At 70.6% G+C, this 12,661-nt stretch carries 8 protein-coding genes; 2 read left to right on the top strand and 6 right to left on the bottom strand.

Features of this window, described 5'->3' with window-relative positions; translation table 11 throughout:
• Positions 1-7 precede the first annotated feature (7 nt).
• On the top strand, positions 8-1,432 hold the full coding sequence (locus G514_RS0107685; RefSeq protein WP_028651277.1) for a sugar ABC transporter permease: 1,425 nt from the start codon (positions 8-10) through the stop codon (positions 1,430-1,432).
• Between the two features lie 56 nt (positions 1,433-1,488).
• On the opposite strand, the gene G514_RS0107680 is transcribed toward G514_RS0107685, so the two are convergent.
• The 6 genes from G514_RS0107680 to G514_RS0107655 form a co-directional block, all read right to left on the bottom strand.
• Entirely contained in the window at positions 1,489-4,020 is a 2,532-nt protein-coding gene (locus G514_RS0107680) for a bifunctional FO biosynthesis protein CofGH (protein ID WP_028651276.1), read from the bottom strand.
• A gap of 62 nt (positions 4,021-4,082) precedes the next feature.
• Entirely contained in the window at positions 4,083-6,227 is a 2,145-nt protein-coding gene (locus tag G514_RS0107675) for an MMPL family transporter (protein ID WP_028651275.1), read from the bottom strand.
• A gap of 150 nt (positions 6,228-6,377) precedes the next feature.
• On the bottom strand, positions 6,378-7,541 hold the full coding sequence (locus G514_RS0107670; protein ID WP_084151856.1) for an acyl-CoA dehydrogenase family protein: 1,164 nt from the start codon (positions 7,539-7,541) through the stop codon (positions 6,378-6,380).
• On the bottom strand, positions 7,534-8,424 hold the full coding sequence (locus G514_RS0107665; protein WP_028651273.1) for an oxygenase MpaB family protein: 891 nt from the start codon (positions 8,422-8,424) through the stop codon (positions 7,534-7,536). Before G514_RS0107665 ends, G514_RS0107670 begins: the two co-directional genes overlap by 8 nt.
• A gap of 10 nt (positions 8,425-8,434) precedes the next feature.
• Positions 8,435-9,469, bottom strand: coding sequence for an LLM class F420-dependent oxidoreductase (locus G514_RS0107660; protein ID WP_028651272.1), 1,035 nt, complete (start codon positions 9,467-9,469; stop codon positions 8,435-8,437).
• Between the two features lie 218 nt (positions 9,470-9,687).
• The gene (locus G514_RS0107655; protein WP_028651271.1) at positions 9,688-11,796 is read right to left on the bottom strand and encodes an acyltransferase family protein; all 2,109 of its coding nucleotides are present in this window, start codon (positions 11,794-11,796) and stop codon (positions 9,688-9,690) included.
• Between the two features lie 91 nt (positions 11,797-11,887).
• On the opposite strand from G514_RS0107655, the gene npdG reads away from it, so the two are divergent.
• A complete protein-coding gene (npdG, locus tag G514_RS0107650) occupies positions 11,888-12,577 on the top strand; it encodes an NADPH-dependent F420 reductase (RefSeq protein WP_028651270.1) in 690 nt (229 codons plus the stop codon).
• The last annotated feature ends 84 nt before the right edge of the window (positions 12,578-12,661 follow it).

Here is a 12,661-nt window from a genome sequence, read left to right as displayed (position 1 = left end):
GGGCGCCATGTCTTCCACCACTCCGGAGACCAACGTCGAGGCCGGCGCCCTGCCGGCCGCGCCCGACGGCGGCTTCGCCCTCGACGTCGAGGAGAAGTCGATCGGCGACGCGGTCCGCGGCTGGGTCGGCAAGCTCCGCACCGGCGACCCCGGCGCGCTGCCGTCGGTGCTCGGCCTCGTCGTCCTCGGCATCATCTTCAGCCAGGTCAGCGACCGGTTCCTCTCCGCGCTCAACCTCGGCAACCTGCCGGGCCAGGGCGCCTACATCGCGGTCATCGCCCTCGGGCTCGTCTTCGTGCTCCTCCTCGGCGAGATCGACCTGTCGGCCGGCACCGCCGGCGGTGCCTGCGCGGCGTTCGCCGCGGTCGGGGTGTTCAAGGGCAGCCTCGACGACGGGCTGCCCGGCTTCCTCTACTGGGCGCTGGTCATCGGCATGGTGTGCGCGATCGCACTCGCCGTGCTGCTCAAGACCTACGCCGGCGCGGCTGTCGTCGCGGTCGGGCTGGTGCTGATCCTGACCAACCTGACCCAGCACCTCGTGCCGGCCCTGGTCGCCGCGATCTGCATCGGCGCGGCCATCGGCATCTTCAACGGGTGGCTGGTTGCCAAGGTCGGCATCCCGAGCTTCGTGGCGACGCTGGCGCTGTTCCTCGCCTGGCAGGGCGTGCTCCAGTTCGCGCTGAGCGGCCAGCCGATCAACACGTCCAACTACGACCTGTGGCGCGACCTCACCTACGGCACCCTCAGCGTCGCCCAGAGCTGGATCCTGACGATCGTGCTGGTGGCCGGCTTCATCGGCTACACCGTGCTCCGCTCGGTGCGCTCCAAGGCCGCGGGCCTGGCCCACGAGTCGCTCAACCTGGTGCTGGCCCGCGGCGGCGCGGTGGCCGCGGTGGCGATCGTGCTCACCTACCTGGCGTGCCGCGACCGCGGCACGTTCGCGGTCAAGCAGGGGATCCCGGTGCCGGCGGCGATCGCGATCGTGCTGATGATCGCCTGCACGATCCTGCTCACGAAGACGACCTGGGGCCGGCACCTCTACGCCACTGGCGGCAACGCTGAGGCCGCCCGCCGTGCGGGCATCGACGTCGTGCACATGAAGGTCACGGCGTTCGCCATCTGCTCGGCGTTCGGCGCGCTCGGCGGCGTCATGCTCGCCTCCTCGCAGTCCTCGGCCTCGCTCGACCTCGGCTCGGGCAACGTGCTGCTGTTCTCGGTGGCGGCGGCGGTCATCGGCGGCACCTCGCTCTTCGGTGGCCGGGGCCGGCCGCGCGACGCGATCCTCGGCGCCCTGGTGATCGCGATCATCCCCAACGGCCTGCTGCTCCGCCCGAGCCTCGGCGCGCAGTGGCAGTCGGTGATCACCGGCGTGGTGCTGCTGATCGCCGCCGCCGTCGACGCGATCTCGCGCCGCAGGGCCGCTCGGGGTTGAACCCGGTCCATCTGTGGGGGAGTCGACCCGGCGCGAAGTTCGCGCCGGGTCGACGTCTACCGGGGTCCGTACGTGGTGGTGCGCTCGACGACCGGACGACCGATGCCGGCGCCGATCTCGACGAGCTCGGCGACGGTCTTGGCGGAGCCGTGCTCGGAGCCGGCCATGCGGGAGATCGTCTCCTCCATGAGGGTGCCGCCCACGTCGTTCGCCCCGGCGCGGAGCATCGCGCGCGTGCCCTCGACGCCGAGCTTGACCCAGCTGGTCTGGATGTTGCGGATCCGGCCGTGCAGGAGGATCCGGGCCATCGCGTGCACGGCGAGGTTGTCGCGCAGGGTCGGGCCGGGGCGGGCGACGCCGGCGAGGTAGATCGGGGCGCTGGTGTGCACGAACGGCAGCGGCACGAACTCCGTGAAGCCGCCCGTCTCGTCCTGGATCCGGCTGAGCACGCGGAGGTGGCTGACCCAGTGGCGCGGGTTGTCGACGTGGCCGTACATCATCGTGCTGGTCGTCGGGATGCCGACGCGGTGCGCGGTCGAGACGACCTCGATCCAGGTGCGGGTCGGCAGCTTGCCCTTGGTGAGCACCCAGCGGACCTCGTCGTCGAGGATCTCCGCCGCGGTGCCCGGCAGCGACCCGAGCCCGGCCTCGCGCGCCTTGATGAGGAAGTCCTCGATGGACAGGCCGGTGCGGGCGGTGCCGTTGACGACCTCCATCGGGCTGAACGCGTGCACGTGCATCTCCGGCACCCGCTGCTTCACCGCGGTGACCAGGTCGAAGTAGGCGGTGGCCGGCAGCTCGGGGTCGATGCCGCCCTGCATGCAGACCTCGGTGGCGCCGAGCTCCCAGGCCTCGTGGGCCCGGTCGGCCACCTCGTCGAGGGAGAGCGAGTAGGCGTCGGCGTCGGTGCGCCGCTGCGCGAACGCGCAGAACCGGCAGCCGACGTAGCAGACGTTGGTGAAGTTGATGTTGCGGTTGACGACGTAGGTCACCTCGTCGCCCACGGTCTCGCGGCGCAGGTCGTCGGCGAGCCGCACCACCTGCTCCAGCAGCGGGCCCTCCGCGGTCATCAGCGTCAGCGCGTGCTCGTCGGACAGGTTGCCCGGGTCCTTCTCGGCCGCCGAGAGGGCCGATAGTCCCAGACGTTTCGCACCGGACACGCCGGGATTCGTGTTGGAAACGTCTGGGACTATCCCGGAGGCGGCGGCCTTGACCGAGTCCCAGTCGCCGTAGACGTCGGCGAAGTCGGAGCGGCGGTCCTCGGTGCGGCCCTCGTGGTCGACGGCCTCGAAAAGGTCGGTGCGGCCCACGGACTCGAAACCGCCGTCGGGTTCCTGCCACGGCAGGCCGGTCGGGCGTACGCCGGGGCGCGCGAGCCCGTCGGGCTGCGCGAGGGCGGCCACGTGCGCGGAGACGCGCGGGTCGAGCCACGGACTCCCGTCGTTCAGGGCGGCGCGGACGTACTCCGGGTGCACGGTCAGCCGGGCCGCGAGCTCGAAACCGCACTCGGAGGTGATCGCGCGCAGCCGGTCGAGAGAGGGCCAGGGCCGCTCGGGGTTGACGTGGTCGGGCGTGAGCGGCGAGACGCCGCCCCAGTCGTCGACGCCGGCCTCGAGCAGCGCGCGGCACTCCGCGAGGTCCACCAGGTTGGGTGGGGCCTGCACGCGGGCCTTCGGCCCGAGCAGCAGCCGCGTGACCGCGATCGTGGCGCGGTAGTCGTCGAGCGCCAGGTCGTCGATGTGCCGCATGGCGGTGTCGGGCTTGGCCCGGAAGTTCTGGACGATCACCTCCTGCACCGCGCCGTACGCGCGAGAGGTGGCGCGCAGCGCCAGGATCGTCTCGGCGCGCTCGGTGAGCGTCTCGCCGATGCCGACCAGCAGGCCGGTGGTGAACGGGATCGACAGCCGGCCGGCGTCCTCGAGCACGCGGAGCCGGACCGCAGGGTCCTTGTCGGGCGAACCGAAGTGCGCCTCGCCCTTCGTCTCGAACAGCCGCCGCGACGTCGTCTCGAGCATCATCCCCATCGAGGGTGAGACCGGCTTGAGCCGGTTGAGCTCCTCCCACGACATCACGCCGGGGTTGAGGTGCGGCAGCAGGCCGGTCTCCTCCAGCACCCGCACCGCCATCGCGCGGACGTAGGCCAGCGTCGAGTCGTAGCCCTGCTCGTCGAGCCACTCCCGCGCCTCGGGCCAGCGGTCCTCGGGCCGGTCGCCGAGGGTGAACAGCGCCTCGAGACAGCCGAGCTCGGCGCCCTGCCGCGCGATCTCGAGGATCTCGTCAGGGGAGAGGTACGGCGCCCGGCCCTCGCGCGCGGCCTGGCCCGGCGTCTCGACGAAGGTGCAGTAGTGGCACCGGTCGCGGCACAGCCTGGTGACCGGGATGAACACCTTCGGCGAGTAGGTCACGACGCCCGGGCGCCCGGCCGCGACGAGACCCGCGTCGCGCACCCTCGCCGCCGCGGCGCACAACCGGTCGAGGTCCTCGCCGGTGGCCGCGAGCAGGACCGTCGCCTCGTCGAGGTCGAGGGCCGCGCCCCGCTCGGCCCGCGCCAGCGCGCGGCGAACCTGCTGGGGGGTGGGGGAGTCCACGGTTCAGGCTAACGAGGGGTGGGCCGGAGGCATTCCTCCGGCCCACCCACTGGATCGTCTCGTCAGACCGAGACCGGCTCGCGCTCCGGCTCGGAAGCGCCCGGGTCGACGGTGTTGTCGCCCCGGTCGAGCTTGCTCGGCCACCAGATCTTGCCGCCCAGGTCGAGGTTGAGGGCGGTGACGAGCACGGACCGGACGATCATCGTGTCGAGCAGCACCCCCAGAGCGACCGCGACCCCGAGCTCGGCCAGGAACACGAACGGGATCGACCCCAGCACCAGGAACGTCGCCGCCAGGACGACGCCGGCCGAGGTGATCACGCCTCCGGTCGATCCCAGCGCGATGAGGGAGCCCTTGCGGGTCCCGTGGTTGGCCGTCTCCTCCCGGACCCTGGTCATGAGGAAGATGTTGTAGTCGATGCCGAGGGCGACCAGGAACACGAAGGCGAACAGCGGGAATCCTGGATCGGAACCGGCGAACCCGAAGACGTACTTGAACAGCAGCGACGAGAGGCCGAGCGCGGCGCCGAAGGACAAGATCACGGTCGCCATCAGGATCAGCGGCGACGCCACCGCCCTCAGCAGCCCGACCAGGATGAAGAGCACCACCACCAGGACGATCGGGATGATCACCCTGTTGTCGCGGTCGGAGGCGATCTTGGTGTCGAGGTAGAACGCCGAGCCGCCTCCGACGAGGGCGTCGGCGCCGTCGACGCCGTGCACCGCCTCTCGCGTGTCCTCGACGATGTCGAACGCCGCCGTGGACGAGATGTCCGCACCGACCGTCGCTTCGAAGTAGGACCGACCGTCGCCGACCTCCTCGGGAACGGTGGGCTCCCCCAGACCCTTGACGCCGTCGATGGCGGCTACGACCTGGTCGAGCCGGTCGCTGTCAGCCACGACCTGGACGGTGTTGGAGTTGTCTTGGAGGCCGTGCTCGACCAGCAGCTTCTGACCCTTGATCGAGTCGAACTCCTTGGTGTAGGTGTCCTCGGTCGAGAGCCCGTCGGAGTCGAGCGTGAACAGGCCGAGCGACGCAGCGAGGAGAAGCACGGCGGTGACCGTCCACACCTTGCGGGGCGCCTTGGCGATGCGGTCGCCGACGCGCGCCCAGAAGCCGCTGGTGTTGGGCTCCTGCGAGCCGAAGCCGGGTCGCTTGGGCCAGAAGATCCAGCGTCCGAAGATCACCAGCAGCGCCGGCAGCAGCGTGACCATCACCAGGCAGGTGACGGCGATGCCGACGGCGTTGACCGGGCCGAGGCCGGCCGTGGAGTTGAGCTCGGCGAAGGACAGGCACAGCATGCCGACGGCAACTGTCGACGCGCTCGCCAGCAGGGCAGGCGCCGCGCGGTGCAGGGCGAAGGCCATCGCTTCGTGCCGGTCGTCGTGGCGGCGGAGCTCTTCTCGATATCGAGCGACGAGGAGGAGCGCGTAGTCGGTGCCGGCGCCGATGACCAGGATGCCCAGGATGGCCTGGCTCTGCCCGTTGACCGTGAGGTCGGCGTACTTGGCGAGCAGGTAGACCACGCCGCCGGACACGGAGTAGGCGACGACGACGCTGATGATCGGGAGCAGCCACAGGATCGGGCTGCGGTAGGTGAACAGCAGGATCACGACGACGACCAGCAGCGTGATGAGGATCAGGTTGGTGTCGATGCCCTCGAACGCCTCCGCGGCGTCGCGGGCCTGGCCGCCGTAGCCCGCCAGGTGGACGGTGACACCGTCGATCTTCGCGATCTCGTCGATCTGGCCGGCGGCGTCGGGGATGTCGTTCCAGCCGTTCTTGCCGAAGTTGAAGGTCAGGGAGCTGACCGCCACCTCGCCGTCGTCAGAGCTGAGCTTGAACGGCAGGTCGGGGATCTGTTCGGCGGCTGCGGGCGTGAGCACCTTCTGGTCGACGACGCCGTCGATGTTGCCCAGCTCGGTGGCCTGCTCCTCGATCGCGGCGCGGTCGCTGTCGGTGAGGCCGCCATCGCGGTAGTAGACGATCAGCGTCGGGATGTCATTGGGGTCGATGGTGCCGGAGAGCTCCTCGACCACCTTCGTCGACTCGGCCGACGCGGGGAGCCACGAGGACGCCTCGTTGTTCTGGACGTCGGCGAGCTTGGCGCTGAGGCCACCGGCGCCCGCGAGCAGCACGATCCACACCGCGAGCACGATCCACTTGGTGACGCGTCCGGTGAGCTTTCCGGCGATCTGGCGATGCATGGGGACACTCCATCAGAGAGCGGGGACAGTCGGCATCGGGGATCTCCCCGAGAGGGCAGCGACAACGACCCGCCAACCCTGCCGAACTCATCGACGGCACACCCACTCGGTTTGTGCCAGCGCCGACGCTGGTCTGGACCAGCAGGCGAGTCAGAGGCCGAGCATCCGGCCGATGATCTCCTTCTGGATCTCGGTGGTCCCGCCGTAGATGGTCTGGATGCGCGAGTCCACGAACGCCTTGGCAATGGGGTACTCCGTCATGTAGCCGTAGCCACCGAACAGCTGGACGCCGCGATCGACGATCTTGGTCTGGAGCTCGGTGGTCCACCACTTCGCCATCGACGCCAGCGAGGTGTCGACCTCGTCGGCGTTCAGCCTGGTCACGCAGTCGTTGAGGAAGACCCTTGCGATGTGCACCTCGGTGGCCATCTCGGCGAGCAGGAACCGGTTGTGCTGGAAGCTGCCGATGGGCTTGCCGAACGCCGTCCGGGTCTTGGCGTAGTCGAGGCACAGCTCCAGCACCAGCTCCGACACCGCCACCGCGATCGCCGCAATCGAGACCCGCTCCTGCGGCAGGTTCTCCATGAGCGAGACGAACCCCGAGCCCTCGGTGCCGAGCAGGTTGGCCTTGGGCACCTCGACGTTGTCGAAGAACAGCTCGGCGGTGTCCTGCGCACGGAGCCCGACCTTGTCGAGCTTGCGGCCGCGCTCGAAGCCGGGCATGCCGCGCTCGACCACCAGCAGCGAGATGCCCTGGTGGCCGGCGTCGGGGTCGGTGCGCGCGACCACGATCACCAGGTCGGACAGGATGCCGTTGGAGATGAAGGTCTTCGAGCCGTTGAGCACGTAGTGGTCTCCCTTGTCGACCGCCGAGGTGCGGATGCCCTGGAGGTCGGAGCCGGCCCCGGGCTCGGTCATGGCGATCGCCGAGACCAGGTCGCCGGAGACCAGGCCGGGCAGCCACCGCTGCTTCTGCTCGTCGTTCGCGAGCGCCGAGATGTAGGGGACGATGACGTCGTTGTGCACCGGGAAGCCGACCCCGCTCGCGCCCGCGCGGGTGATCTCCTCGGTGAGGACGACGTTGTAGCGGAAGTCCTTGACCCCCGCGCCGCCGTACTCCTCGTCGACGTCGAAGCAGAGCAGCCCCGCCGCGCCCGCCTTGCGCCACACCTCGCGGTCGACCTGGCCGTCCTTCTCCCACTGGTCGTGGAACGGCACGACCTCCTTCTTCAGGAAGGCGCGCGCGGTGGCGCGGAAGTCCTCGTGCTCCTGGTCGTAGAAACCGGGCACCGTGGTCGAGGGCTCGTCAGGCAACGGTCCGCTCCTTCTTGTTCAGGTCGTCGAGCATCGAGGCGGGGCCGATCTTCGCCAGCTCGTAGCCGTTCGGGTAGGTCGGGTGCGTGCGCTCGTACGGCGCGCGGCGCGGCGGGAGGAACCGCAGGACCCTGGCGCGCAGCCGCAGGCCGAGGTCGACCGCGCGCACCAGCCAGCGCGGCTGCTCCTCCATGCCGAGCGCGAGGCGCAGCGGCTCGTCCATCAGGGCGATCGAGACCCGGCGGAAGCCGGGTTTGAGGTACCACGGCGCGGTGGCGCGGCCGATGCGGATCGTCGCCTCGGTGACCCGCCTGTTGGCCGGGTCGAACGCGAACCGCTCCGCCTCGTAGGAGTCGAGCAGGTCCTCGTAGCCCTCGTAGGTCTCGGGCAGGCCCTTGATGCCCATCAACTCGCCGAACCGGGTCGTGAAGCGCGCCATCGCCACCAGCTCGCGCTCGTCGAGCGGGCGCCAGCCGTAGCGGCGGATCCAGCGCACCGGCCCGACGATCGTGGTGGCGAGGACGTACTGGAACTCGTCGTTCGGGATGTCGTAGTGGCCGTGGATGCGGTTGAGCCGGCGGATCGCGGTGTGCGAGCGCTCGGAGTCGACGCCCTCGAGGATCGCCTCCTCCTGGAAGAACAGCGTGTCGTCGTACCGCTTCACGCCGTGGTCCTCGAACTCGCGGGTGCGGTCGAGCAGCCGGGAGATCGACGGGATGCCGTAGTCGCGCAGGAACGCGATGGCCGTGCCCTGGTCGAAGTCCCAGGGGAAGTCGTGGCGGCCGGTGAGGCTGACGATGCGGTCGCGGTCGGCGTCGTCGTAGGGGTCGAGGGTCCGGATCAGCTCGAGGTTGTCGTAGCGGTGCCGGGACGCCAGCCTCACAGCGTCGGCCTCACGACACCCATTCCTTGAGCTGGCTCACCGTCGCCGCGGGGTTGTCGGTGGCCGGGACGATCGAGAGGTGGCTCACGCCGGCCTCCTTGAACGCCGCGATGCGCTCCTGGACGTACGACGCGGGGCCGACGAGGTTGCTCTGCTCCATCCACTCCATCGGGACGAGCGCCTCGGCCTCCTTCTTCTTGCCGTCGAGGTAGAGGTCCTGGATCTCCTTGGCCTCCTTCTCGTAGCCGTAGTGCTGCGCGAGCTCGTTGTAGAAGTTCTTGCCGCGCGCGCCCATGCCGCCGACGTAGAGGGCGTACATCGGGCGCAGGAACTCCAGCAGCGCCTTGGTGTCCTCGCCCTCGCCGATGGCGACCATGCCGCCGGCGCTGATCTGCAGCGGCGCCAGCCCCGGGTCGCGCTTGGCCGTGCCGGCGTCGAGGGCGTCGCCCCAGACGTCGCGCGCCTTGTCGGGCACGAACATGATCGGCAGCCAGCCGTCGGCCAGCTCGGCGGTCATCTCGACGTTCTTGTCGCCGAGGGACGCGACCCAGATCGGGATCGTGTCGCGCTCGGGGTGGACCAGGATCTTGAGCGGCTTGCCGAGGCCGAGCCCCTTGCCCTCCGAGAGCGGGATGTCGAAGATCCCGTGCGACTCCAGCGGCTCGCGCTTCAGCCCGGAGCGGACCAGGCGGATCACCTCGCGGGTGCGGCCCAGCGGCTTCTCGTAGGGAAGGCCGTGGAACCCCTCGATCACCTGCGGGCCGCTCGCGCCCAGGCCGAGCACGGCCCGCCCGGCCGACACGTTGTCGAGGCCGGCCGCGGTCTGCAGGATCGCGCCGGGCGTGCGCGAGAAGACGTTGATGATGCCCGCACCGATCTGGAGCCGCTCGGTCTTGGCGGCGAGGTAGCCCATCAGCGTCGGTGAGTCGAAGCCGTAGGCCTCGGCCACCCAGACCATGTCGAGGCCGGCCTGCTCGAGCTCGGCGACCTGGTCAGCGGTCTCGCGCGGGTTGCCGGAGTACTGGAGGGGATAGGAGAGCTGCACGCCCCAACTGTGACAGTGGCACTGTCACTATTACAAGGTCGCGAAGGACACACGTCCCGACTCGATGGCTGAGGTGTGAGGCCGTCCACGGCCGAGCCTCGAAGCCGCTGCAGCGAAGGCAGCCATCCTGGACCACGCCAGTCCCGGCGCAGCGTTCAGAGGCTTCGAGGCTCAGGCGCCAGAGCGCCTTCGCACCTCAGCCACCGTCGGCGCGGGCCTCACTCCACCGCGGTCAGCATGTGCAGCGCGTGGCCGAGCTCGCTCCAGAGGTTGGCGGCGTACTCGGTGGTGATGTGGTCGGTGTCGCGGTAGCTCAGCGTGCCGCCGATGACGATCGGGCACTCGCCCTGGTAGCAGAGCCACGGGGTCGGGTCGACGACCTCGATGCCGGTGCTGCGGGCCGAGTCGACCGCCACGTTGCCGAGGACCGTGGAGCGCTCGACGGGCTCGAACATGCAGTCGCCGAGGCTGGGGCTGCCCGAGGAGAGGCAGGTGGCCGGGTCGTCGGGTGACTTCGGCACGTCGCGGACCAGCGCCACCTGGTCGGCGTACTGGCTGAGCTCGATGAAGAGGTCGTCGTAGCCCGCGCGCAGGATCGGGATGATCCCGTCGACCGAGGTGATGCGCTTGCCGCCGTCGAACACCCCGTTGACCGGAGGGGACGACGCGACGACCACCAGGTCGGGGTGCAGCTCCTCGACCTGGCCGACCACCCAGTCCTGGAAGTCGGAGCAGTCGGTGAACGGCTGGTCGGACCCGAGCGAGGCGATCGTGACGTGCGCGGCGGTGCACTGCGGCTTGACGAGGTAGTAGGCGGTCCAGTGGCCGGCGTCGATGATGCGGTTGAACGCCGGGATCCAGGCCCGGGCGTGGGAGTCGCCGATCACCACGACCGACCGGTCGCCGTCGCCGTGCGGGCAGAGGGTGCGGACGTTGTCCTCGTAGTCGCACTCGCCGACGTCGGCGATCGAGTCGCGCAGGTTGAGCAGGTCGGGGGTGAGGTTGCTCGGCACCGCGCGCTTGTCCTTGGCCGCGGAGACCGAGGCCCGCACCAGCGCCTCGGTGTTGTGCACACCGTCGATGGGTGGGCCGGCGACGGTGATCGGCGGGGTGTTGCCGTGCTCGCCGCCCTGGTGGCCCGTCCACCACCAGGCCCCGCCGGCGGTGGCGACCACCAGCACGGCGCTGGCGGGGTAGAGCACCAGCGCCCGGCGCCGGACGAGCCGGCGCGCCGGGCGGCCGACCCGGAAGGGCGTCTCGACGAACCGGTAGGAGTACGCCGACAGCGTGATCACCACGAGGACCGCGAGCGCCTTCTCGACCGGCGTCATGCCGCGGTCGAGCGCGACCGGCGGCAGCACGAACGCCGGCCAGTGCCACAGGTAGAGCGAGTAGGACCAGTCGCCGATCATCCGCATGGGGGCGACGGCCAGGGCCCGGCTCGACGTCGTCCGCTTGCCGGGCGCGTCGGCGGCCGAGCCCGAGAGGATCAGCAGCGCGGTGCCCGCGACCGGCAGGACGGCCGCGATGCCGGGGAACGGCGTGTCCTCGGTGATCACCACGCAGGACGTCACGAGCAGCCCCGCGCCGGCGACCGCCATTGTCTCGAGGCTGAGGCGGGTGAGGCGGCGCACGAACGTCGGGGGCACCAGCGCGACCAGCGCGCCGGCGCCGAGCTCCCAGGCGCGGGTCAGCGTCGAGAAGTACGCCGAGGCGGGGGAGGCCACGGTCGCGTGGATCGACCACGCGAGGGACGCCAGGGTCAGCACGACCAGCATCGTGAGCACCGCGCTGCGCGGGAGCCGCTCGACCTGGCGGGTCCGGCCCCGGCGCAGCCAGCGGGTCACGACGAGGCACGCGCCGAGCAGCAGCGGCCAGACGACGTAGAACTGCTCCTCGACGGCGAGCGACCAGTAGTGCTGCAGCGGCGAGGGCCCCTCGCCCTGGGCGAAGTAGTAGACGCCCTGCTGCGCGAAGTGGATGTTGGCCGCGAACGCCGAGGCCCAGAGCGCGTCGACGACCACCTGGCGCGCGTCGAGCAGGCTCAGCCACGCGAGCGAGAGCAGCACCGTCACGACCGTGACGAGGGTGGCCGCCGGCAGGATGCGCCGGGCCCGGCGGGCCCAGAACGCCCCGACCGAGATCCTCCCCGTGAGCAGCACCTCGCGGTAGAGCAGCGAGGCGATGAGGTAGCCGGAGATGACGTAGAACACGTCGACGCCCACGAAGCCGCCGGGCAGGAACGGCACCCCGGCGTGGGCAGCGATCACCGTCAGGACCGCGACCGCGCGCAGCCCCTGGATGTCTCCGCGCAGCTCTCTCGGCATCGCCTCGTGGTCCGTGTCCTTGATGGGTCGAAAATATCAACTGCCGGGCCACTGCGAGGTCACGTCGCCGTGGCGTGCGAGCATCGCGCGGGTGACGACGTACCGGATCGCGGTGATGGGCGGGACCGGCCCGCAGGGCAAGGGTCTCGGCTACCGCTTCGCCCGCCACGGGCACGACGTGGTGATCGGCTCACGGGCCGCCGAGAAGGCCGCGGTGACCGCGGAGGAGATCCGCGCGCGGCTGGAGGGCGTCGACGGCGCCGGGGAGGTCACCGGCGCCGCGAACGCCGAGGCCTGCGCCGACGCCGACGTGGTGCTGCTCGCGGTGCCGTGGGACGGCCACGACGAGCTCGTCGCCACCCTGCCGCTGGCGGGCAGGACCGTGGTCTCGTGCGTCAACCCGCTCGCCTTCGACAAGCGCGGGGCGCACGGGCTCGTGATCGACGGCGGGGAGGGATCGGCTGCCGAGCGTGCGCAAGCGCTGGCGCCGGACGCGACCGTGGTCGGCGCCTTCCACAACGTCTCCGCCGTCGGGCTCTGGGGCGAGGAGGACTACCTCGACGAGGACGTGCTCTGCGTGGGTGACTCCGACGACGGCAAGGCCGTCGCGATGGAGCTGGCGCGAGCGGTCACCGGCCGCGAGGGCATCAGCGCCGGCAAGCTCCGCCTGGCCCGCCAGCTCGAGCCGCTCACGGCCGTCCTGATCTCGATCAACCGCAAGTACAAGGTGCACTCGGGCATCCGGATCACGGGCCTGGAGCACGCGCCGCACGCTGGTTGAGCTCGCGCTGGTCGAGCTTGTCGAGACCTCCGCAGCCTGGGCTGGAAGCTGAACGAGCTCGATTGCGTACCAGCCCATGGCCCA

The organism is Nocardioides halotolerans DSM 19273 (assembly GCF_000422805.1).
Taxonomy (GTDB): Bacteria; Actinomycetota; Actinomycetes; order Propionibacteriales; family Nocardioidaceae; genus Nocardioides; species Nocardioides halotolerans.
This window is presented reverse-complemented; position numbering and strand designations above follow the sequence as displayed.

What these genes read in the sequence shown, in the direction of transcription:
- G514_RS0107685 (WP_028651277.1), top strand. Translation starts at nt 8, where the DNA reads ATGTCTTCCACCACTCCGGAGACCAACGTCGAGGCCGGCGCCCTGCCG.
- G514_RS0107675 (WP_028651275.1), bottom strand. Translation starts at nt 6,227, where the DNA reads ATGCATCGCCAGATCGCCGGAAAGCTCACCGGACGCGTCACCAAGTGG.
- G514_RS0107655 (WP_028651271.1), bottom strand. Translation starts at nt 11,796, where the DNA reads ATGCCGAGAGAGCTGCGCGGAGACATCCAGGGGCTGCGCGCGGTCGCG.